Genomic DNA, 25,008 nt, shown 5'->3' with positions numbered 1-25,008 from the left:
ATTTATGAATTGTTATTATTTTGTGGGATTATATGATTTGGCTTGTGGTTTTAACGGGAAACCTTTAATTTAATTGAAGTTAAATAATTAATCATTGACTTATTTTTACTTTAGTTATGTTGAAAAAAATAATAACACTTTTTGCACTTTGTATTTTTATTTCGCCCGTATTTGCTCAAGAACTACTGACACCTACTTTCCAGTATTCACACAAAAAAACAGCTTATATCACTCTAGCTGATGGTACTGAAATCAAAGGAACACTTAAAGACGTAGACCGTAAGAAAGGTTTGATTGAAGAAATCAAAATCGTGGATTTGGAAGGGAAAAAACACAAACTAACGCCAGATCAGGTAAAGCACATGTATTTACCGCCAAGTGGTTTAGATAAACTAGGCAAAGCGATTGATTTTTTGAATGATGCTCGTAGATGGACTGATGACAAGCTAGACCAAGATTTGTTGGGTAAGAATTATGCTTATTTCGAAAATTCGAAGGTTCAAGTAAAGAAAAAGCAATTGACTTTGTTGGTTCAGTTGTTGAACCCAACTTTCTCAAAGAGCGTAAAAATCTATCATGATCCAATGGCTGGTGAGACAGCATCTATCGGAGTTGGACCAATAAAAGCTGGTGGTATTGCAAAGTCGTATTATGTAAAAGTAGTAGGGCAAAGCGATGTTGCTACTAGATTAAAGAAAAAAGACTACAGTGCTGAGTTTAAACCAATGTGGGGAAGCTGTGAAGCTGTTGTTGCAGAATACGCATCGCCAAAGTGGAGAGATTTGTCTAAACATGCTGTGAAATTCTCAGAATGTGGAGCAGAGTCTAAAGAAGGGACGCTATAAAGTCTGATTTACTACTTATCAAAAAAAGGTTAGTATTCTTAAGAATGCTAACCTTTTTTCTATTAAACTTATTTACTATTTCTAAGTGCTTCAGCATAAGCCTCAGGAAAAGGACTATCCATCACTGCTTGTACAGCTTTTTCATGATCATATGCCACTCTTCTGAACTCGATAGAAATCATGTTTTTATCACTCAATGACATTTCTGATTTTAACTCCATTAAAGCATAACATGCTTTTGGGTTTCCATCTTTAGGTTTTCCTACTGAACCGACATTGATGACATGTCTGAACGTTTGATCAGAAGCCGTAATGATTCTATGATAGGGTTTATGAGTGTGCCCGCATAAAATGATATGTGAGTTGGCTTCTTCCATAAATTTTAAAGCTTCTTCTTCAGGATAATCTACCGTGAAATAATCATTGATCGCTTTTGGGCTACCATGTACCAATTGAATTCTCGCATTTCCTTCTTCGGTTTGAAAATCGAAGAACAGTTGTCGAGGAAGTTGAACGCAATAAGCATGATTTTCGTCGTTCAACATTTCTCTTGTAATCCCTCTGTTTGAGTTTTTGTCTTCGTGTGTAAAAGGAAAAAGCTGTGCCTCATCATGATTTCCCATGATGGTTGGGATACGTCTTTTTCTTATTTCTTCCACAACTTCATTAGGCCAAATATTGTAGCCTATCAAGTCGCCTAAGCAAAAAATAAAATCAGCTTGTATTTGATCAATATCAGCTAATACAGCTTCTAAAGCAGGTAGATTGGCATGAATATCTGAAATGAATGCAATTTTCATGATTTCGAAAAGTAAATTTTAAAACGGGTGAAAGATACTTTTTCTAAGATTAAGAAGAGATGATATTTATAACTAAAAAATCCCATCAGATTTTGATAGGATTTTTTATTGACTCTTTATTCTCTCCAGAAGGGTATAGCAGCATACATTCCCATATTGATGCCATAGTCTTCAAGTATTTTTTGATCGAGTTTTATCTGCTGACAGAGATTGACGTTAATTCGATGCTCCCCAGCATCTACATCTTTGATATGGATATATGCGATAATTCCTCGCTCTTGTGTTTGAGGGTGTTCAAAGAATCGCCATTTGATATTTTGTTGAAGTTTACCATCTAGAGTTACTTCGTAGAGCTTTTTCATAAACTCAATTTTATCCATTGTTTCTCCTACATTTTCTGCAATCCATTTTTCTCCAATAGCCCTTTCCATGATTTTATGATGCACAACAAAGAGTTTGATGTAATCTTCAGCAATAATATCGGACTGAATTGTGGCTCTTTGAATCAGTTCTGAATGATCTCGTAAATTTTCATAACAATCTAAGTGCAATTCTTCTGAACCATTAGAATAACTGAGAAGTAGACGATCTTCATTTTCCTTTTTTGCCACAGGACTTAAAGCGGCTGTCATTAAAAAAGAACTAATGATAAATACTGCGAAGGTGAGGTAGGCTTTATATGGTTTCGTATTGGTGATAAATGTGTAGTATGCCGAACGGTACGCAAAAGCTAAAGTCAAAATAGAGAATACCATATAAATCGGATAATACAATCTTGCCAAATGTTTCTGTTTTTTAATCCAGCCAAGTGTCAAGAAGTCTAGCATATAAATAAATGCGAGAAGCATTCCAAAGCCCGATAGTACTCGTAAACCCATAAAAAGTTGAGCACCTATTTGAGCTTCTAAAGCACTATGCGGAATAATAACCATAGCTGTAACGAGTGCTCCGATAATGACCAAAAAGAAGATGAATGAGAAAGCAAAAACAAGGCTACAAATCTGTTCGAGTCGATCTACAAAACTTACGATATCGGGTTCTTTTTCTAAATGATTCTCAAAATTTTCTGCAAATTTCATTTTTGCGATGTTAGCTCCTTGTGGATAAACGTAGCTAAGGCAAACCATCCCGATCCAGAAACCACGCATAATGATATGCAGGGCAAAACCTAAAGTAAGTCCGTTGATAGCTACCAATAGGAAGTGAGCAATCAATATAGATTCTATAAAACCTGTTTGTTGTTTAATCAGAATACTTTGTTGGTTAAGCCATTGTGGAATTTGAAGAAGGGTGAAAATAGCTCCTCCAGAAATAAACAATTCGGGTTCCCAACTATTGTATTGTATGTTGACGAGCCACTTAGGTAGTTTTTGACGGGTAGATGGTTTTTCCATAATATGATTTTTACTAGACTTTAATTTAAAAAGTTAGAAAGTATAAATTATTGTATCTCGGGCTTTTTTGCCAAGCTATTTACATGAATTTATACATCTAGGTATAGGAAAAAGCTTGAATTCCGTACTTTTGTGTTTGAATTAAATTGAATATTGAGGGAGATGACGACGCAACCGAAGTTTTTGTTACTGACACCACCGCTGACACAGCTGAATACACCTTATCCGGCTACGGCTTATATCAAGGGTTTTTTGGATCAGTATGATATACCTTCTGAACAAGGAGACTTGGGAATAGACTTGATTTTGAGAATTTTCAATCGAGAAGGTCTTATTCAGGTGTTTGAGGAAGCAAGACAGGCAGAATATCTTTCAGAGGCAAGCTTAAGAGTTTTGGCTTTGGAGGAAGATTATATCAGTACGATTGATGCAGTGATTGCTTTTCTTCAGAACAAAAACTCAACTTTAGCACATAGCATTTGTAATACTGATTTTCTTCCGCAGGGGAGCCGTTTTGACCAATTGCAAGAATTGGATTGGGCATTCGGAACTATGGGTATTCAAGACCATGCACGTCATTTGGCTACGCTATATATCGAAGATTTAGGCGATTTGATCAAAGAAGCGATCAGTCCTTATTTTGGATTTAGCAGATACGCCGAAAAGTTAGGTCGATCAGCATCTTCTTTTGATGAAATGCAAGAAGCTTTGGAAGAACCTGTTTCTTTCCTTGACCTCGCATTACTCTCTATTCTTGAAGAGTATATTGAAGAAGTTGAACCTGATGTAGTGGCATTCTCAGTGCCATTCCCGGGTAATTTATACGGTGCTTTCAAATGTGGTCAATACCTCAAGCAATATTACCCAGACATTAAAGTGATAATGGGTGGCGGTTTTCCGAATACGGAACTACGCAGCTTGGAAGACCCAAGAGTTTTTGATTATATAGATTTCATCACATTGGATGATGGCGAAGGTCCATTACTCCAATTGACAAAATATTTTAAAGGAGAAATTGAAATAGATCAACTGCAACGCACCTTCGTGAGAAGAGATCATGCCGTTGAATATATCAATACTTCTCAAGGTCCTCATATTCCACATACAGAAGTCGGTGTTCCAAATTATGAAGGATTACCATTGGATAGCTACCTTTCAATTATTGAGGTGGTAAACCCAATGCACAGACTTTGGTCTGATGGACGATGGAATAAGCTGACTTTAGCACATGGTTGTTATTGGAAAAAATGTACTTTCTGTGATGTTACTTTAGATTACATCAGCCGTTATGACGCAGCCCCTGCCGAACAATTGGTGGATAGAATTGAAGGTGTTATTGAACAAACAGGGCAGACAGGATTCCACTTTGTAGACGAAGCTGCACCGCCATTGGTTCTTCGAGATTTGGCTTTGGAGTTAATCAAAAGAAGAGTGCATATCACTTGGTGGACAAATATTCGTTTTGAGAAAACATTTACTCCAGATTTGTGTCAGCTATTAGCAAAATCTGGATGTATAGCCGTTTCTGGAGGATTGGAAGTAGCTTCAGATCGTTTGTTGAATAAAATGAAGAAAGGGGTTTCAATTGAGCAAGTTGCGCAAGTCAACAAAGGATTTACTGAGGCAGGGATTATGGTACATGCCTATCTGATGTATGGATTCCCGACACAAACTGAACAAGAAACAATTGATTCTTTAGAAGTTGTTCGTCAGTTGTTTGAACATAACATTATTCAGTCGGGCTTTTGGCACAGATTCTCAATGACAGCACATAGTCCTGTTGGAAAGAACCCAGAAGAATATGGTGTAGTGCGTGTAGGGCCAGAATTTGAAGGCTTTGCAGAAAATGATCTTTGGCATGAAGACCCAGAAGGCTGCGACCATGATATGTTTACTGAGGGATTGAACAAGGCAATATTTAACTATATGCATGGACTTTGTTTGGACTGGCCTGTTAATGAGTGGTTCGATTTTGAAACGGAAGAAACAACTCATCCTCCATTCCTAATTGAAGAGGCAATCAGTAAGCCGCTTAAGAAGGATGTATCTAAGATTGACCATACGGTTATTTTCTTAGGGAAAATGCCAGAGGTAGAGTATTTCACACTCAATAGAAAAGGAAAAAAAGAGCGTAAAGCACATCTCTATTTTGCAGATCGACAAGGTGGGTTTGAAGTAAAAACTTCGGCAAAAGAAGCGGAGTGGTTGTTAGATCATTTTGAAGCTTTTGATATCAGAAGTGAAGAAAGTCTTAAATTACAGGATTTAGCGAACAGCTATTTACAACACGTTCACCCTGACTTTAATCGGTTTATCAATGGACATTTGTGGCAAACACTCCGAAAACATGGAATGTTATTGATTAGGCTCTAATCAGAAGATTTACTCAATTATAAATAATGGCTCATATTACTGTATTTCAGATCATATGAGCCATTTTTTTAAACTAGAAAATAGAGTGTAATCCTATGAAATGACAAAAGTTCCTTTCAAAACTGTATCTCCTAAATGGATATTATAGAAATATACGCCATTTTTTAAACCGCTAGTATCTATTTGTTTTCCACTGTAAGCTTGATCGCTTAATACTTTTTGTCCCATAAGATTAAATATCTGAAGAGAAAATTCTGCTTCACCCGATACATCAAAAATAACGTAAGAGTCGGCAGGGTTCGGATAAACATTGACTTTGCCCAATTTGCCATCAGTACTAGTTATGTTTTCATCTTCACCACCTTGATCTTCTGTACTTCTTCCAAGTGCTTTAGAAAATTCGTAAGCCTGCATGGCTACTGAACTAATATGGCCGTCAGAATCGGGGAATGTTACGCTTACTGTGTTACTACTTTCTAGCAATTCGTAAGGAACAGGTATTTCTAGCACGCCAAAGAAGGTATCTCTATCTACTTGTTCATCCCCTCTAAAGTTCTCAGGAACTTCTAAGTCCGTACCGTTGAACTGAATTGAAGGACGTAACGATTTGTTATGTGCTCGACCTAAGCCTAATCTGAGCATTGCTTCCCCATAAGTCCCAATAGTCACTCCATTAATATGGAATACTTCAGCTGTATTTGCTTTGATCGGTTTGTAGTATTCTTGGGCATAATGCTTTATTTCTTGAGAAGTATCTGTTATAGCAATCTGACCTGAGAACGTATATTCTAAAATCATAGTACCTTCTGCTCCAATTATAAATGTTTCAGGAATATCAGATGAGTAATTAATCGTCTCTAATTTTCCACCATTTTTGTCAGCGGAAGCATTCGTATCATCTAATCTGTAGTGCTTTTTTTTGAGCGTATTTATAGAAAGTCCAGCATCTTCAAATAAATTGATTTTTACGTTTTTGTCTTCCCAAGCCAAGTTGTTCATAATTACATATGCTTTATCTCCATCAACATAGGCATCTGTGAGAATATCTAAATTATGTTGGAAGGCATCGACCCTTGTTCCTTTTACATCTGACCATAGTTGGTAGAAATGTACTCTATCTGAGTAAACCCATTCACCTGTTAGGCTTACAGGTTCATCCTTACGGCGTAATAATCTCGCACTCCATACATTGTCTACTGAAGGACTTCCCCAAGTTGCTTTCAACATCGTATAGTTGATAGCTGTTCCGATATTATTGGCACGTTCCATGAATTGCATTACCAATGCGTTTGCAGCCGTATTGTGCAAGTAATCTAGATAAGGCGACCAAGTACCTTTGTAGTCATGAGAAGAAGCTCCAAATTCAGTGATGAGGAAAGGTTTTACCTCTCCAAAAAGCATCGTACTGTATTGTTCCATCATATCAAAAGTAGCCTCTACATTACTGCCTCGTCTCAGTTTCTTTTTTCCGCCAATTGCTGGGAAATCATATAAATGAATAGCCCACGAGTCCATTAAATCACCCGAAGTATCCATGAATTTTTTCCATCTGTTTTCCCAACGTTGGAAATTGTCTTCTTCTAAGTTTGGAAATGCGGTACAGAATCCTCCAATTTTAGTATTTGGACTTATCTTTTTGATTTGTTGTGCCACAGTTCTATGAAATTTGAATGCATTATCAATCTCATTGTAAAGATCCCAAAGCGGTTCATTGGTAATTTCTACATAAGTAGGTGCTGGTTGTCCAGTGTTTCCGCCTGTCCCAAAAAAGTTATTGATATAGTGTGCATAGAATTCACCACTTGCTGTACCTAAAGGCTCTTCTTCAGTATCTGTTTGAGAAAATGCCCATCCTTTATTTGTCTTTTTGCCATCAGGGTAAAATGGATGTAATTGTGTACATAAGATTTTATTATTCCTATGCTCATAAGCATGATAGGTATTGTTACTCGCGTAATTATTTCTTCTTTTTAAACCTTCAGATTCAATATGAGTGACATCGGCATAGCCAGGACGGTTAGGGTCTTCACGCATGACACCATTCATAATCCACTGTACACCTCCAGTATTTCTACCCATATATACATCATAACCATTTAAGAATTGATCAATGAGATTGTCTGTGAAGTTTTCAGCGTCATACCAATCTCTATCATCTATATCTGCATGTATTGTTATGAACTTATCTCGCTCAAAATCTGTGGATGTTCCAATCTTATGATTGACATTCAAATTGACATCAATTGCAATAGTTTGAGCTTTGGTAATCGTTGAGGTAAAAGTTATGATCAAGCAAAGCCAAAAAATATTTTTCTGTAACATATCCTTTTTGTTTTATGATTCTTCAAGGTCTTGAGGTAGCGAAAACAGCTCCTTTTAGATATCCTTTAGAGAAAAGGTATCGGTAAAGCTTTTTAATTCGGTCTGATATTCTTGAAGTAATAATTGTTACAGATACATTTAAAGTCAAGTTATGGTAATAGACTAAAAATGTACAAAACAGTAATTTTTTAAGAGGCTAAAATTGTTCAACTGTACAAAAGGTATTTGAGTGAGAAATTATTGTGAAGAATAATTTGTATATAGCCTGTAAACCAGTGTTCTATGATTGTTGCTTCATTCTGATAATTGAATCCTTACTAGACAGCCTTTTGATTTTAGACTAGAAAAAGATTGATGGGGGAGAAATTATTAAAATAGAGGGGATTTATTATCAATGTTACATCAAATGAATCTGTTAGGGAAGTTAATCATTGATCTAATGAATTAAGGAATGCTTCAGCATTTTGTAAGTGAATAGCTCTCTTTCCCTCATCCATTCTTAAAAGTGAATGATAAAGCATAGACATTCGCTGATTTTTACTGAAAACTTCTTGATGATGGTGAATAAATCGCCAGAAAAGTCCATCCCATATCGGTTCCCAATCTCCTTTCGGATAGTCACTCATTTTACGAATGTAATTTGATCCTCCGATGTAAGGTTTTGTAGCAAACAGTCCTCCATCTGCAAACTGACTCATGCCATAGACATTTGGAACCATCACCCAATCATAAGCATCTATAAATAACTCCATGAACCATCTGTAAACTTCATTGGGATCAAATTCGCAGAGTAACATGAAATTGCCTAAAATCATCAAACGTTCAATATGATGACAGTAGCCTGTTTCGAGTACTTTCTTAATTGTATGATCAATAGGCGCAATTCCAGTAGTAGCATCGTAGAAGCTTTGTGGAATTTTTCTTGAAAATCCCCAATAATTCTTAGTTCTAGATTCAACTCCTTTACAGATATACATTCCTCTTATAAACTCTCGCCATCCAATAATCTGACGGATAAATCCTTCGGTAGAGTTTAGAGGGATTTCATTTGTTTCAGCATAGGCTAAACTTTGCTCAATGATATCTTGTGGCAAAATCAAACCTGTATTGATGAGGGGAGAAAGTATGCTGTGATTGAGAGTAGATTCATCCTTAACGATTGCATCTTCATAAATTCCGAATTCATGAAAACGTGTAGCTAAGAATTGTTTAAGCCAGTTTTGAGATTCTTGAAAAGTGAGAGGATAAAGAGGGCTGTCTGTGAGTTTTCCTAAATTATTATCGAAGTGTTTTTGAATATAATTGACAGCGTCTTTCCATAATTCTGAGGTCTTTGGGAATTCTACGGCAGGTGGTGTTTTGCCTTTCGGATATTTCTTTCGGTTATCTTGATCGTAAGTCCATTTTCCACCAACAGGATTTTGTGTATCATCTATGAGAATACCTCTTTTCTTTCGCTCTTGTTTGTAAAACGTTGTTTGGAAAAAAGACTTCTTATCAGCTCTAAAAAAAGCGGAAAGCTCTTCTTCTGTATTTAGAAAAGATGGATTATCGTAGAAAACTATTTTCTTTCCTTGACTACATTTTTGAATTCGTTTTTCTAACCAATCATCTACGGGATTGAGGATATGAATTTCTGAAACATCAGTAAGCTCAGAGAGTAAAACCCTTATATCAGATCGCTTTTCATGAGCCTCAATATATACTATGTTTATGCCTTTCTTTTCCAAATAGCTTTGGTAGGCTTTCATACTAGCTCGGTGAAAGGCTAGTTTTTGTTTATGAAATGAGTATTGTCTAAAAAAAAGAAACTCTTCAATAAGGTAAATTACATTTCCATTTTTCAATAATGGACTTTCTTGAAAGAGTTGATGAGGAAAAACGAGGTTAATAGCTTTACTCATATTTTGGGTATGAATTTGTTTAGAGGTATAAGCTATTAAAATTAGAAATGTTTACAGATTCAAACCAATAAAAAAGAGCTAGTCTGTGTATTTGACTAACTCTTCTTACGTTAAGCATTACTAGGTTCCATTTCAGGAGAAGGTTTCCAAAAGCTGAAACTTCTTAACCATGGATCGCTCAATGTCTTTTTAACCATCAGATCCATTTTATCATATATTTCTTGAATAACGGTTTTGGCTTTGTTTGCACTATATTCTGTTTTGTTGAAAACCAATCGTACATCTATGGCATCTCCATAGGCCATAAACTCAACAAATGAAGCTTTACCGATATGTAATAATCTATTTTCTTTATCGTATTGGAGTTTATTAGGTCTTGTAAGATAAGTAGTGAATTCTTCCCCCAATTGTTCAGATAGAAGAAAACCACCCATTTCAAGATCAAATTTTAATAGGTATTCAAATTCCGAAGTGCTGTTTCCCTTAACAAGGCACTCTTTAAGTTTTACAACCATTGTTAGTGTAGTTAAAAAGTTATTAGTTTAAAAATCTTAAGCTTACAATTTATAATACAATCTTTGTACCTCTATTGTTTTAATCAGATGACATCTCTATGAATTCTGAGGGTTTTTGAAGTTTTATAATTCTGAAAACGCCATTAAATCCTCCATTCTGATTTTCCTCTATTTTCAGATTTGTAGAACTCAGAATATTTCCAACTTGGCGATTGATGTCTGAAAAGACAACGGACGTGACCATATTCAGAATCTTTCGTCCTTGTGAAGGAACTTCATGATCAGGGAGAAATTTATCAAAAATCATTACATGTCCGCCAGGTTTGAGTACACGTTCTACCTCTTGAATACAACGGACAGGGTCTGGGATGACAGCAATGATAAGGTGAAGAATGACTGCATCAAAGTGTTTGTCTGGAAAATCGAGATGATGACCATCCATGAGTTTTATATTCACATCAACTTTTAGATCATTAGCCCTTTTTCTCAATTTATTAAGCATCGCAGGCGTGATATCTATGGCAGTGATATCATTCTGATTTTTAAGATAGGGTAAATCTAAACCTGTACCAGCACCTAAAATCAAAATCTTGTCATTAGGTTCAGGTGCTAACATATCTATAGATCGTTTTCTTTGCGTACTAAAATACGATGCTACCCAATCATACAGTGGTTCAAGCAAGGTGTATCGCATTTTATTCCAGTCATTGGAATGAATCATATTTTGAGAGTGTGGCATAAGTGAAGGTTTAATTGATATCGGAGCAAAAGTGACTCTATAAATATAAACACATAATCGTTTTTTTGCAGTTCATATTTGTATGGACGTATGATATTGAGTGACTTAAGTACATATAGGTAATTAGTAATAAAAAGTTTATATTTAACATTATACTTTTACTTACCCAATTTTTTATGAGTAACCTACTTGAATTAAATCATATTCATAAGTCTTTTGGTACCAAAGAAATCATCAAATCCCTTAGTTTATCTTTGGAAGCAGGAGAAATTTATGGTTTGTTAGGCGTAAATGGCGCAGGAAAAACCACAACCCTTTCCATGTTAGCAGGCTTGCTAAAACCGAATGAAGGAGAAGTTTTTGTAAACGGAGTCGATATGATTGCTGAGAGTATTTCGGCACGAAAACATCTAGGCTTTCTTACGGGAGAAATGAAACTTTATGATCGTTTGACAGCCAAAGAACAACTTGAATTTTTCGGTAAATTGTACGGCATACCAAAGAAAGAAATAGCTCAACGAATAGAAGAGTTGATCGATCTTTTTCAGATTGAAGAATTTAAAGACCAATTGTGCAGTACACTTTCTACAGGTCAGAAACAACGAGTAGCAATTGCTAGATCCGTAATTCATAAGCCATCTGTTATTGTATTGGATGAGCCTACTACAGGTTTGGATATTATGTCTGCCGAGCAAATAACAAAATTTATCCATCACCAAGCTAAGGTGGAAGGTAGAGCTGTGATTTTCTCAACACACAACCTGTCTGAGGTAGAGCGTTTGTGTGATCGAATTGGAATTATTCATGAAGGACATTTAGCGTTTCAGGGTACACTTTCTGAAATCTTAGATCAGACGGAATCGAAACATCTTCATGAAGCCTTTTTTACTTTGGTAAATAATGAGGCTGTAACCATCTAATTTTTTGAACTAAATCACTACTCATACAATGAAAGCTTCAAAATTTATTTTTCAGAAAGACCTTTTGGAAATTAAACGTGATAAGAAAATGCTTTTTCTATCACTGCTTCTTCCTATGCTGATGTATCCTATGATTTTTTTACTCATGGGAATTGTACAACAAGCAGATCAGCCTAAGAAAAATGATATTAAGGTGGTACTACCTTTAGCTTTAGAAAATACAGCTTTAGCAGATTCTCTGAAGAAAATAGAAATTCTAGAACCTAAGTTTGTCGAAAAATCAGAGATCAATTTTGACAGTCTAGGAAGCACTATTGCGATTGATAGGACAGTAAAAATAGACAGTAATCAAGTCGAAAGTTATTCGTATAAGCTTTACTATGACAATACTTTAGGGAAGCTAGACGATGCTGTCCACAAGGAAATAAAACCGCTTTTTAAAGAGCTTAATAAGCAAGTTGCAAAAGAACGATTGGCGAGCCTTAACCTTACTGATGATTTTTTAAATCCTGTAAAACACGAATCAGTAACGCCAAAGTCAGATAAAGAAGGACTTTTTCTCAAGATTGTTCAGTTTATCCCCGCTTACTTTTTGTTCTTCATTTTGATTGGTACAAGTGGAGTTGCCGTAGACCTAATTTCTGGTGAAAAAGAACGTAAAACGCTTCAAACGTTATTTACAGCACCAATTCAAGTAATGGATTTGATTTGGGGTAAATTTATGTCGATCTCTACTGTGGCGACAGGAGCGGCAATAGCCAACCTTACAGGACTCTTTGTTGGTGTCACTATTCAGATGAGCGTTTTAGGGGCTAATACATCTAAAATTCCGATAAACATAGGATTAGAGCAAATCTTGTTGATGCTCCCAATTTTGATTTTGGCAGCAAGTCTGATTAGTGCTGTGTATATCGCTTTATTGGTGCAAGCTAATACCTTTAAAGAGGCTCAGAGTTACATGGGGCCAATAATGATGATCTTTATGGTACCAATGTTTTTAGTTGGTAATTTAGATTGGAATATGATGACAACAGCTATTCCGATCATGGGACCACTACTAGCTATGAAAGAAATTGTACTTGGGCATATGGATTGGAGTTTATGGATAATCACAATGCTTTTCCAAGTCTTTTATGTTGGTTTAGCTATCTATTTTGCTCAATTGGTATTTATGAATGAAGGTATCGTTTCTGGCGAAAAACTGAACTTCAAATCAATGGTTCAAGATGTGAAAAAGGATACAGGGCATATCGGTATGCAGTATGCTTTATTATTCTTTGGAGTTGCACTTTTTATCATGGTATATGGAAGTGCATTATTATTCAAAAGTCTAGATGCCAAGTATGCTTTACCAACGGTGCAATTGGTTACTTTTGGAGGATTGACCATTTTATTTACTAAATGGTTGAAGTTAGAAATGAAGCCTACGCTATCATTGAATAAGCCAAAGTTGAAAGAAGTAATTGGAACATTATTTATGGCGGTAGGATTCTTTTTCCCGATTGCTGCTTTTGTTACCTACCTATTCGACGATTATGTGATGATGTCACCAGAGTTGATGACAGACTTTTTTGAGAAAGAATCACTCATTGTACTGTTGCTTGTAATTGCAGTTACTCCAGCTATTTTTGAGGAATTGGCATTCAGAGGCTTTATCTATAAAGGTATATTACAGAGTTTTGGACCTAAAGTAGCTATTGTAATTTCAGCATTGATGTTTGCCTTTTTCCATGGAAATTTATTCCAATTACCAGCTACAATCTTGATCGGTTTAGTAACAGGTTATATGATTTGGAAAACCAGATCGCTATACCTTACTGTTCTATATCACTTTATTCATAATGGTTTAGCTGTAGTAAGTTCTAAGCTAGGTAAAAATGAGGTAGCCGTTTATCTTGAAAGTCAGCAATTATTCTTCATAGTAGGAGGGCTATTGTTTGGTGCTTTTGGTTTATGGTTAGTAAGTTCTAGAAAGAATACAGAACAGCTTGCTGAGGATAAAGTGGAGAAGCCTGAGGAAGAAGTTTTAGAAATTGGATAAGAGTTGATTACTATATCTAAATATGGAGACTGTCTTTTTGAGGCAGTCTTTTTTTCATTCTAAATTTATCGTTAGCCTTAATTAAATGGTCAATAAATTGTAAAATAAACATTTCTGTCAACGGAAATTTGTGTAAACCATGGGCTACAAATCTGATCGGTATAAATTAACAATGGTCGCTATACAGCCATAATGTTAAACTACTATGAAGATCAGAAGTCGTTTCATATTCTATATACTTTCATTATTATTTATCCCTTTTGAGTTAATCGCAGGAGGGTATCAAGTAAATCTGCAAGGAACAAGACAAATTGGTAGAGGGCATGTAGGGGTTGCATTTTATCCGGATGCGTCATCGCTATTCTTTAATTTGGGAGCAGCCGCTTTTGTTGAGCAAAGCCAAATTACATTAGGAGGGAGCCTAATTTTGGGAGGGACTACTTTTCAATCTCAAAATAACCGTGCTGAAGGTTTATTTGGTACAACTCAATATGAGACAGATAACAAAGTAGGTACGCCATTTTTTGCTTACGGGATTTATGTTCCTAACACCGATAATGAGATTTTATCAAGAATGACATTCGGCTTGGCTGTTTTTACGCCATATGGTAATAGTGTTGATTGGGAAGATAATTGGATCGGTCGCTATGCCTTTGAAGAAATTACACTAGAGACATTCTTTATTCGACCTACTGCAAGTTTTCAGATTACAGAAAATTTGGGTTTTGGAGCAGGTCTTGACTTTATATTCTCAAATGCAAATTTACAAAGCCAGTTACCTATTGATGGAGAGCCTTCGGGTTATGGAGAGTTTGATGGTTCTGGAAACTTAGCAATAAGTTTTAGCGCTGCTTTATATTGGGATATCAATGACCAATGGTCTTTAGGTTTTAGCTACAGACATGGAGTAGATGTAAAAGTGAGAGGTGATGATTTTAACTTTAGATCTCCTTCAAGTCTAATTTCTGATACACCTTATGACCCTGATACTTTTGACCCAAATAACTTTTCTCCTACTCAAAGTTTCTTCCAAAATACGAAGTTTGATACTGAAGTACCATTGCCTTCAACATACACTTTAGGTGTTGGATATTTTCCTACCGATCGGTGGTCTATTGGTTTTGATGCAACTTTGGTAGGTTGGAGTGCTTACGAAGAACTTAGGTTTGAGTTTAATCAGCCTGTACAAGGCTCCTTTTTTACTACAAGTGTACGAGATTATTCTGATGGATGGATTTTTAATATAGGAGCTGAATATGACTTGTTGGTTGACCAATTAATAGTGAGAGCAGGAGCTTACTATGATGTATCTCCTGTAGATGATGGCTATATGACTCCAGAAACTCCAGATGCGAATGCTTTGGGTATCTCAGCTGGTTTGAGTTATCAGTTTACAGATCGATTTGGAATAGATGTAGCCTATCTTTTTTTGGATAAAGAAAAGAGAAGTAATACCGTTCCAGAGGGAGTTGAAACCAATGGTCTGAATGGTACTTATAAGTCTCAACTTCACATCCCAAGTTTTGCACTTCAATACAAATTTTAATTGCGAAGAAGTATGAAAAAAGCATTCTACTATCTCTTTCTACTATTTAGCTCTTTGGTATTTGGATGTGCAGAAATAGATGCACCAAGCCCGAGTGCAAGAGGTGAAAATGTAACGCTAGATTTTACAAATTATATCGCAATAGGAAATTCACTGACAGCGGGGTTTTCTGATGGCGCTTTATATCTAGAGGCACAAGAGACTAGCTTCCCCGCTATTTTAGCAGAACGTTTTCAAACGGTAGGTCTGGAAGGCTTTGAACAACCATTGATGCCAGAAGGAAATGGGGCAAATGGATTAACTGAAGGAAATGGTTTAGCTGGACATATTAGCTTAAATGGATTTGATGAAAGTACTGGTGCTCCAATACTAGGTGTTTTACCTCCAAGTGCTAATCCTTATGAGAAGGTAAGTAATACAGAAACGCTTAATAACTATGGTGTACCAGGTTTGAGAGTCTCTGAAATAAATATTCCTGGTCTAGGTATAAATACAGAATTAGGAAACCCGTTCTTTTTCCGAATGATTTCAAGTGATGATGCAATGAGCACTTATCAGCAAGTAGTCGTGGAGAAAGACCCTACATTTTTTACGTGTTGGTTAGGGAGTAATGATATCTTGGGTTACGCTTCCTCTGGCGGTGTTGATGGAATAGAAGGCAATGCTGAAGGAAGAACAGGCCTGACACCGATCAGTGATTTTGAGAATGCTTATAATGCATTCATAGATGCACTTATTGCAGATGAAGAAACACAAGGGGTATTATTAAACCTTCCAAGTGTTATGGCTACCCCTCTTTTTACAACAGTTCCTTGGAATGGTTTGCCTCTAGATGCAGCTACCGCCAATGTTGCTAATTTAGCTTTAGCAAGTATTTTAGACCCTCAAATTGAAACACAAGCTATTGTAACTACTGTAATTCCATCGGTTGTTGATCAGCTTGTACAAGGTGGGCAATTATCTGAAGATGATTCTGCGGCTTATATTGCAGATTATACCGCAGCATATATAGAAAACCCAGAAGATCCACAACCTGAAGGAGGCTGGGACACAAATATAGTAGATGCAACAACAGCAGGGGTAAATCAAGTTATTGCTTCAGATGAGTTTCAAACAACGTTAGCACAGCAAATCGCAGGGTTGAAAGCTTTAGGTTTTTATCCTGATTTTGTAGAAGGAGCTAATCCTTTAATTGCAATTGATGAAACGAGTCCTACTGGATTTAGAAATTTAGTAGAAGGGGAGTTAGTATTGCTTACAGCTTCCTCAAAGTTGAGCTTATTGGCACAAGTAATTGCAGAAGGTATCGCTAGTGGTTCGCTAAGCCTTGAAGATATTTTACCTGCTTTATTAACAGATGAAAACTTTCTGAATTTAGAAGAAGTAGAGAATGTGAATACTTTTACAGAAGCCTATAATCAGGTTATAGAGAATAAAGCAATGGATGAAAATCTAGTTTTATTAGATATCAATTCCATTCTTAATGATATAGTGGAAAACCCTGTCTCACAAGATGGCTTAACGCTCTCTACAGATTTTATAAGTGGAGGCCTATTTTCTTTGGATGGCACTCATTTAACTCCTAGAGGCTATTCTTTTTTAGCCAATGAAGTGATTAGGACATTGAATCTAGGGTTTGGTGTTCGAATACCTTCTGTCAGTATTTCTCAGTATCGTGGTGTTATTTTTCCAAATAATTAATCATAGAGGAAATCTTAGTTTTTTGTGCATAAAAAAGAGCCCTTGACAACTAAGCCAAGAACTCTGCGGTCTATTTTGATGTGTAGTTGCTGTTATTTATTCCACATTTGCATTTCCATTACCAACCATTTCTACGAAAGTGTCTTTCGGATTTCCGCAGACACTACATTCGTAGTCATCGGGTAATAACATAAATAAAGTGCCTTCTTTAATATTCTGCTCAGGGTCTCCCAAACTCTCATCATATACTGTCAAGCAGTTAGGACATTGATAGTTAAGTTGAACCTTATGTTCTACTGGAGTATCAGATTCAGATAAATAAGAAGGAGTATCAAGTTGCTCATAATACATATGACTTACTTCAATCATGAGAGTCGGAAGTGTTTCTTTCCTAACATCCCTTGCGTAGTAAGTATATTCTGAGTTGTTTGGATCAAAGCCTTTCGCATAAAGGATATTGTAGGTATCGTTATTCCAATTATCATCCTTTAGCGTACGTTCAATAACTACTGTTGTAAACAGAATTAGTGCATTTTTCTTGATTGTGAAAGTCAATCCATATGTACTGATATCTTGCTTGTCTAAAGCTCTTACTAAGTAATTCTTAAGTGCTAATGCTTCTTCATCCAAAACAGGAAGGTGCCAATTCAATTCAAGAGCTGAATGCCTAACGTTCAATCCGAACTTTCCTAGCAGTTTTTCCCAAGTGATCAGCTCACGCTTGTCAATTCCTTTTACAATAAAAGATTTCCAAGGAGTAAGACTAATCTTCCCTACTTTAGTGTCTTGACATAAGAGGCAAAGTACTTTTAGAAAAGAAATGCTGTATTTATTATTTCTCCAATAAAGCCCTAACCAATATTTTCCATCAGGTAAACGGTTCATTCCTTCATAGTAAGGGAATGGGTCAGATGGAACAGCCAATTGATTTTCTATTGGAACAGTATTTAATTCTAAAGATGAAGACGATTTTATTTTCTTCCATTCTTCATCCCAGTTTGTGTCTTCATTTAAGAGCTCATTTTGCTCAATGAATCGAGATATTTTTACAAGGTCAAAGCTGTAAATCAGTTCAGGACATTTCCAAAGCTTGGTATCTGAATCCGATGATCTGATATAGCAGAACCAATAGTTTTCTTTCTCAGAAGCAATAAAATTGAGATGCCCAGTGTATAATGGAACCATACTTTGGGCAGGGTCTACTACATTGATTTTTATATGAGGTTGGTAGTCAAAGGTATCAAGAATGTAATGATACATATGAGGGGCCAACCAAGAACTCGACGCCATAACGTCAAGTGCAGCGTATGAACTTACTATATTTTGATAGCCATCTTCATCACAATCATATTGTGTCTGAATAGATTTGAAGGTAGCTTCTAGGGTATCTCTTTTTTTCTCGGCAACAGGGAATAGGATATCTTGTCTGGAGCCAAAATGAATATAATCAGCTCCAAGTTCTTCTGCCGTAATGATAATTTTTAATAGGTCACCAGGAGAAATTATTCCCCCTTTCACAAATACACGTACTAAGTCCCTTTTGTTCAGCATGATAATGATGCGTTAATGTTGTTCCTTGATCTTACACTGAAGCTTGTGCTTCTATCAAGTATTGATCCAAGATATCTTTGACCTCAGGTTTACAACTACCACAGCCTAGACCTGCCCCAGTCTGTTCACAAAGCTTTTTGTAGTCGGTACAACCCGATTGAATATGTTGTTCGATATTGCCTTTTCCTACATTTCCACAAGAGCAGACAACTTCGCCCAATACTTGTTGTTTGTCTGAAGAACCTCTTAAAAGTTCTTCCCTTTTCTCTGAGAGTTCTGTTTGATTGGCTATAAGATTCTTGTATTCTGCAAACTCAGCTTTATCGCCCATCAAGACAGCCCCTACCAATCTGTCTTTATAAACGATACACTTTTTGTAGTATCGTTTTGCTTTGTCTAGGAGTATTATCTCGTCGTAGCCTTTCGCTTTTGAAGGAACATCTACCATACCTAGTGAACAAAGGTCGAAGGTAGAAAACTTCAAAATGTTCATCGGTACTGTGCCTTTGTAGAGTGTCAGGCGATCTCCTGCTATAAATCTAGACATGATATCAGACATTTCCTCCGCAGCAGCGGTTGTTCCGTTTAGCTTTTGTTCAAACTCAGCAACTTCACCAACTGCAAAAATATCTGGGTCTGATGTCTGAAGATAAGCATTTACTACTAAACCTCTGCTAGTAGTTAGCCCAGCTTCTTTACCCAGTTCTACATTTGGTCTTGTTCCGATAGCATAAACTACGGCATCACAGTTAAGTAATTTACCACTTTTCAGCTCAGCATAGGCAGAATTATTTTCGCTATCATAATTCACTTCTTGAACTTGATCGTTGGTATAAACTTGAATACCTAAATCTTCAACATGTTCTAGAAGTAATGAACTAGCCATTGGGTCTAACTGACGTTCCATCAGACGAGAAGCAAGCTGAACGATAGAAACGTCAACATCCATCTCTCTTAGTGCAGAAGCTAACTCTAAACCAAGCAATCCTCCTCCAACTATAACGACATGACCTTGTCCATTGATATACGTTTTCAAGGCATCTGCATGAGATTTATTACGCATAGTGAATACGCAAGGCAGATGAACGGGTGTTCCTGGAGGTAAAAAGGCTCTACTTCCTGTGGCAATAATCAAACGGTCATAAGTATACGTTTGCCCCCTGTTATCGGTGATTTCTTTATTTTTTCTGTCAATATGATCTATGGTTGTATTGACATAGATCGAAGCATTTAAGGCTTCAAATTCTCCTTTTCTAAACTTTAAAAGTGATTCAAAATCTAGTGATTCATTGACGTATTCGGGTAATAAAACTCGATCATAGAAAGGAATCTGTTCTTTTGAAAATACTAGGATTTCATCTTCTTGATTCAATGAACGATAGGTCATTAAGAATCGGTGAGAAGCAGCTCCAGCTCCCACTATGATGATGCGCTGTTTTTCTTGTTTATATTTTTCAACTTGAACTGCCGCATATTTGAAATCAGGTTCACCCGATATTGGATCAAGAATTCGGCTAGTCAAGTTATTTGTTCTTGCGTATGAATGTTCTAGAATTTTTCCCCAGTGCATCGGAAGGAAAACAACTCCTTCTCTGATTTTGTCTGTGATTTGTGCTTCAACTCTAACATTTCCTCTTCCGTTCGAAATTTGTACAATATCTCCTTCCGAAATGTTTCGAGCGTCTGCATCTGCAGGGTGAATTTCTAGATAAGGTTTTTCAATGTGCGTGTTCAGACGGTTAACCTTTCCTGTACGCGTCATTGTATGCCAGTGATCTCGGATACGCCCAGTTGTTAGTACTAGTGGATATTCTGAAGTTAGGGCGTCCGAGTCATTGGTATTTATTGAAGTGTGAAGATGCGCTTTACTATCTTCTGTATAAAATTTAAAGTCGGTGAAGAGACGTTCTGTCCCTTTATCTTTGTCTTTTAGGTATGGCCATTGGATCGAACGATGTTTTTGAATGGTTTGGTAGTCCAAACCATCAATGTCAATCTTCGTTCCTTTGGTCATCTGTGTATATTCTATAAATACTTCTTCTGCATTTTTTTGGTTAAAGCCATGATAACCCATTTTTCTTGCAAAACGAAGGAATATTTCTAAGTCAGGTAAAGCTTCTCCAGGAGCGTCAACTACTTTAGGTAAGTAGCTAATTCTTCGCTCTGAGTTTGTCATTGTACCTTCTTTTTCCAACCAACCAGCAGCAGGTAATACCAAATCTGCAAATTGTAAAGTATCAGACCTTCCAGAGATATCTTGAACAATCACAAAACGAGCTTTTTTGAGGGCTTTTTCTACTAAGTTTGAATCAGGTAAACTGACCATTGGGTTTGTACAAACAATCCAAATGGCTTTCATATCACCTCTTTCCAAGGCTTCAAACATTCGAGTAGCAGTGTAGCCAGGGTTTGGAGAAATAGCATCTACTCCCCAAAAATCAGCTACTTCAGCTCTGTGGTCAGGATTCATCAGATCACGGTGAGCTGCAAGTAAGTTTGCCATACCTCCAACTTCTCTACCGCCCATGGCATTAGGTTGACCTGTAAGTGAGAATGGACCTGCACCTGGTTTACCAATTTGACCAGTGATCAAGTTTAAGGCTAAGAGTGAAAGGTTCTTATCAGTTCCTTTTGCACTTTGGTTAAGTCCCATCGTCCACATGGTTAAGAATCCTTTCGATTCACTAATCCATTGAGCAGCTAACTTGATATCACCCTCAGGAAGACCACATATTTCAGCATACTCACTTAGGCTATGCTTGAAAACTTCCTCTTTGTAAGCTTCGTAACCCGAAACATGTTTTTCAATAAAATCTACGGCAATATTTCCTGTTTCAATCAGATGTCTTCCGATAGCGAAATGAAGCTGAGCGTCAGTTCCAGGTTTCAATTGTAAGTGTAGATCGGCAGAAGAACAGGTTTGTGTTTTACGAGGATCAACCACAATGATTTTTACATTAGGATTTTCCTCTTTATGTTTTTCAATTCTTCTGAATAGAATAGGGTGACACCATGCAGGATTTGCGCCTGTGATAAAGAACGTATCGGCTAGTTCGATATCATCATAACAAATCGGCACAGCATCGTCACCTATAGTTTTTTTATAGCCAACAACGGCAGAACTCATGCATAAGCGTGAGTTGGTGTCGATATTATTTGTTCCAAAAAAACCTTTGGTTAATTTATTTGCGATGTAATATTCTTCTGTAAGACATTGCCCCGAAACGTACATTCCGACTGAATCAGGACCGAATTTCTGAATAATTGACCTGAATACGGCTGTAGCTCTTGTGAAGGCTGTATCCCAATCTACTCTTTTAAGCGGATGGTTTTTACTCCATCGCATTTGAGGGTAGAGAAGTCGGTCTTTGGTGTCAGAAACTACGTAATTGAGATTCATTCCCTTCGAACACAACATCCCTTTGTTAACAGGGTAATTTTCATCTCCTGTTACTTTTATTTCTCCTTTGAGGCTTTTTTGAACCTCAATTCCACAACCTACACCACAATATGAGCAAGTTGATTTGAATTTAGATGTTGTTTTATTCATGGTATTATTTCTTGAAGTCAATTCATCCTACCACGAATATAAGAATTAAAATTAAAATAAGTAAAAATACGTACGTAATTTTGTAATTATACGTAAATAGTTTTGTTTGGGGAGTTTAAGGGCTTAAAAAGACGGGTTTTATTCTTATTTAGAAATAAGCAAATTATATAATTCTGGTTCTTCGCTGACCTTACGTACGAGTTCAACGGCTGATTTTACTTCTAGCTTTTTCATGATATTGAAACGATGAGCCTCTACAGTACGTACTGATTTACCAATTTCTTGTGCAATATCTTTACTACTTAAACCATCAACGACATAAGAAAGAATCTCTTTTTCTCTTTTAGTGAGGTCGATATGTTTTTGAGGAGTAGAAGGTTTAACTACTTTTTTACTAAGAAAGTCTTCACCTTGTTGGCTTAAATATTTATTTACCAAAACATTGGATACAGCTCCACTAAAATATTTACCTCCGTTATTAATGGTATGTATTGCTCTTAGAAATTCTTCATTTCCAGCATCTTTTAATACATAGCCCATCGCACCTTTATTAACTGCATCTAGGATATATTCTTCATCATCATGCATGGAAAGTATCAGAATTTTTACATCTGGATTTAATCTCTTCAATTCTGTGGTCGCCTCAATGCCATTCATTTGAGGCATTTGAATATCCATTACAATAATATCGGGCTTAAGTTCCTTGTATTTTGCAATAGACTCTAAGCCATTAGATGCTTCATCAATTACTTCAATATCTTTTTCATTTTCGAGCAACATCTTTATGCCATTTCGGACAATGACGTGGTCATCGGTAAGTAAAATATTAATCTTGTTCATTTTCTTTTGATTTTTTGAGTTAACTAAAGTGTTTAGTTCATAGAAGAGATTATTCCGTTAAGTGGGACTTTAAGCTCTGCTTTGGTGCCCTCTCCAACTGTGGATCTTAATTTGAATTCTCCGTTTATGAAGTTCGTTCGTTCTTCCATATTGATTAGACCAAGCCCTTTTTGGTCTTCTTCCATTTCGTGAAGTTTAAAACCGATACCATCGTCAATGACTGAGAGTGTGATCTGACGAGTATCGTGCTCAAGGAGAATTTTGATATTTTCTCCATCGGCATATTTTATGGCATTATTTACTGCTTCTTGTACAATTCTGTAAACATTGACTTCAACAGCAGGCTCTAATCGATTCATAAAGCCTGTTGTATTGACAAATTCAACATTGTACTCAGAAAGTCTATCTGCTTCTTTGGCAAATTTATTTAGTACCGAAACGATGCCGTAATCACTCAGTGAAGAAGGAGCAAGGTTAAAAGCAATTCTTCTAGACTCAGAGATAATTCCTTGTACAAGTTCTTTGATTTCCTTGATCTGCTGATATGCCCTTTTTTCATGTTTAAGGTTGACAGATTCAAGTTTGAATTTTAATCCCGTTAGCAATTGGCCAACTCCATCATGTATATCTTTTGAAATCCTTTTTCGTTCTTCTTCTTGCCCTTGCATAATGAGGGCAGAACGAATCTGTTGATCCCTGATTTCTTTATCTATTTTTTCTCTATTGATTTCTTTAGACACTTCCTCAGCTTCTTTCTGAGTGGTTAAATCTGCACCTACCATCAAGATAAACGTACGACCGTTGTTGTCAACTTTGATGATATTCATGTCAAACCAAATGAAATCGCCTTCCAGAGAAGTTACTTTCACCTCACCATTCCAAACACCTTTGTTGAGAACTATATTCCACAAGTTTTCCACGAAGTCTTTTGGATAGCCTTCTTCGATAAGCCATGTTTTGATATTTCTGACAGCTCTTTCGCCTTGAGGATATTCCATTAAGTTTGTGAAGAAATCTGTTTGAAGGAAGGTGTTACCCTTCTCATCTGCTTTTGCTAAAAGTTGTGGAGGAGGGGTTTCTTCTTCTTCTTTATCCGTTAGCACTTGATACGCTAACCCTAAAGAGTGATATAAACCTTCTGTTTCTTTCAGTAATTTTCTTGTGTGAGCTTTAGAGTCTTCTAACTCTTGTACTGTTTCTTTTACTTGGCGAGCAGTTGGTCTAAAAATGAAAAAGAGTTCGAATGCTACAATACTTAAAGAAATCAGTAATAGCATTAACTCTGTATCTTTTAATCTTTCTACTCTTTGGTCGGCTTCGTGATTGTACTGAAATACAATTTTGTCCATGAGGTTGAGGTAATCACTTTCATTGGATAGAATTGTATTGAGATTTGCTTTTAGTTCTTCAGGGCTAGATTGGTGATTAAGAATAGAGTCTGATGCATTTAAAATCTTTATATAAAAAGGACTCATCTCTTCGTATAAGGCATTTACTTTAGAGCTGTTGAGTGAGCCATCGGTAAAAAATGAAGAGTTCTTGAGTTTAGTGTGTGAATCATTCCAAAGTGATCGAGCTTGCTTTAGTTCTTCTTGTAAGGAAGGTAAATCTGCATTTTCTACAGGGTGAATAATCTGTAAGGCTACTTTTGTGATTTTCTGACTAAGCATACGTTGCCTACCTGCAATATTGACTACTGTAGCATCTTGTTGTTGGCTATTGATGAAGTTCTGAATGAGAACTTGTGTAGCAAGCATAACAATTACAACAATTGAAATTGCTACGATATACAGTCTTCCTAAGCCTCTAAAGTTTAACTCACGTAGTTTTGTGTATAGGTTGGCGATATAGGTTTGCTCTTCGTTCACACTGGTATATTTAGTTTTTGAAAATCAATAGATTCACTAAATATACATATTCTAAGTATTTGTACCTATTGAATATGTAAAAAGCCTATTTGAGTATTG

16 protein-coding genes are annotated in these 25,008 nt (G+C 36.4%); 6 read left to right on the top strand and 10 right to left on the bottom strand.

The window, feature by feature from the left end; all coding sequences use genetic code 11:
• Positions 1-116 precede the first annotated feature (116 nt).
• Positions 117-845 (top strand): YgdI/YgdR family lipoprotein, encoded by a 729-nt coding sequence (locus BC781_RS09535; protein WP_109617011.1) that lies wholly within the window; start codon positions 117-119, stop codon positions 843-845.
• A gap of 68 nt (positions 846-913) precedes the next feature.
• Here the strand turns inward: BC781_RS09535 and BC781_RS09530 are convergent, their stop codons facing one another.
• Together BC781_RS09530 and BC781_RS09525 are read right to left on the bottom strand one after the other, a co-directional pair.
• The gene (locus tag BC781_RS09530) at positions 914-1,645 is read right to left on the bottom strand and encodes a metallophosphoesterase family protein (RefSeq protein WP_109617010.1); all 732 of its coding nucleotides are present in this window, start codon (positions 1,643-1,645) and stop codon (positions 914-916) included.
• Positions 1,646-1,761: 116 nt separating this feature from the next.
• Positions 1,762-3,039, bottom strand: a complete 1,278-nt coding sequence (locus BC781_RS09525; RefSeq protein ID WP_109617009.1) for a hypothetical protein — start codon at positions 3,037-3,039, stop codon at positions 1,762-1,764.
• A gap of 162 nt (positions 3,040-3,201) precedes the next feature.
• On the opposite strand from BC781_RS09525, the gene BC781_RS09520 reads away from it, so the two are divergent.
• A complete protein-coding gene (locus tag BC781_RS09520) occupies positions 3,202-5,412 on the top strand; it encodes a B12-binding domain-containing radical SAM protein (protein ID WP_109617008.1) in 2,211 nt (736 codons plus the stop codon).
• A 93-nt stretch (positions 5,413-5,505) separates the two neighbouring features.
• Here the strand turns inward: BC781_RS09520 and BC781_RS09515 are convergent, their stop codons facing one another.
• From BC781_RS09515 to BC781_RS09500, 4 genes are all read right to left on the bottom strand, one after another.
• Positions 5,506-7,734 carry a T9SS type A sorting domain-containing protein gene (locus BC781_RS09515; protein WP_109617007.1) on the bottom strand — a complete coding sequence of 743 codons (2,229 nt, stop codon included), beginning with the start codon at positions 7,732-7,734 and terminating at the stop codon, positions 5,506-5,508.
• Between the two features lie 428 nt (positions 7,735-8,162).
• Positions 8,163-9,638 carry a cryptochrome/photolyase family protein gene (locus tag BC781_RS09510; protein ID WP_109617006.1) on the bottom strand — a complete coding sequence of 492 codons (1,476 nt, stop codon included), beginning with the start codon at positions 9,636-9,638 and terminating at the stop codon, positions 8,163-8,165.
• Positions 9,639-9,748: 110 nt separating this feature from the next.
• The gene (locus BC781_RS09505) at positions 9,749-10,153 is read right to left on the bottom strand and encodes a hypothetical protein (protein WP_109617005.1); all 405 of its coding nucleotides are present in this window, start codon (positions 10,151-10,153) and stop codon (positions 9,749-9,751) included.
• Positions 10,154-10,232: 79 nt separating this feature from the next.
• Positions 10,233-10,892, bottom strand: coding sequence for a class I SAM-dependent methyltransferase (locus tag BC781_RS09500; protein ID WP_109617004.1), 660 nt, complete (start codon positions 10,890-10,892; stop codon positions 10,233-10,235).
• Positions 10,893-11,068: 176 nt separating this feature from the next.
• Here BC781_RS09500 and BC781_RS09495 point away from each other — a divergent pair, with 176 nt between their 5' ends.
• The 4 genes from BC781_RS09495 (at position 11,069) to BC781_RS09480 (ending at position 17,100) form a co-directional block, all read left to right on the top strand.
• Complete coding sequence (locus BC781_RS09495; protein WP_109617003.1) at positions 11,069-11,812, top strand: ABC transporter ATP-binding protein; 744 nt, start codon at positions 11,069-11,071, stop codon at positions 11,810-11,812.
• Between the two features lie 28 nt (positions 11,813-11,840).
• Positions 11,841-13,853: a CPBP family glutamic-type intramembrane protease gene (locus tag BC781_RS09490; protein WP_109617002.1), complete on the top strand. Its 2,013-nt coding sequence runs from the start codon at positions 11,841-11,843 to the stop codon at positions 13,851-13,853.
• Between the two features lie 205 nt (positions 13,854-14,058).
• Complete coding sequence (locus tag BC781_RS09485; protein WP_109617001.1) at positions 14,059-15,399, top strand: OmpP1/FadL family transporter; 1,341 nt, start codon at positions 14,059-14,061, stop codon at positions 15,397-15,399.
• Between the two features lie 12 nt (positions 15,400-15,411).
• A complete protein-coding gene (locus tag BC781_RS09480; protein WP_109617000.1) occupies positions 15,412-17,100 on the top strand; it encodes an SGNH/GDSL hydrolase family protein in 1,689 nt (562 codons plus the stop codon).
• A gap of 96 nt (positions 17,101-17,196) precedes the next feature.
• Here the strand turns inward: BC781_RS09480 and BC781_RS09475 are convergent, their stop codons facing one another.
• The 4 genes from BC781_RS09475 to BC781_RS09460 form a co-directional block, all read right to left on the bottom strand.
• Positions 17,197-18,651, bottom strand: a complete 1,455-nt coding sequence (locus BC781_RS09475; protein WP_109616999.1) for a rubredoxin — start codon at positions 18,649-18,651, stop codon at positions 17,197-17,199.
• 31 nt (positions 18,652-18,682) lie between these two features.
• Entirely contained in the window at positions 18,683-22,201 is a 3,519-nt protein-coding gene (locus BC781_RS09470; protein WP_109616998.1) for a nitrate reductase, read from the bottom strand.
• Positions 22,202-22,345: 144 nt separating this feature from the next.
• Complete coding sequence (locus tag BC781_RS09465) at positions 22,346-23,041, bottom strand: response regulator transcription factor (protein ID WP_109616997.1); 696 nt, start codon at positions 23,039-23,041, stop codon at positions 22,346-22,348.
• A 32-nt stretch (positions 23,042-23,073) separates the two neighbouring features.
• The gene (locus tag BC781_RS09460; protein WP_109616996.1) at positions 23,074-24,909 is read right to left on the bottom strand and encodes a sensor histidine kinase; all 1,836 of its coding nucleotides are present in this window, start codon (positions 24,907-24,909) and stop codon (positions 23,074-23,076) included.
• Positions 24,910-25,008 lie beyond the last annotated feature (99 nt).

It is taken from the genome of Sediminitomix flava, from assembly GCF_003149185.1.
Classification (GTDB): Bacteria; Bacteroidota; Bacteroidia; order Cytophagales; family Flammeovirgaceae; genus Sediminitomix; species Sediminitomix flava.
Note: the sequence above shows the minus strand (reverse complement) of the source record. Positions and strands in the feature narration are given on the sequence as shown.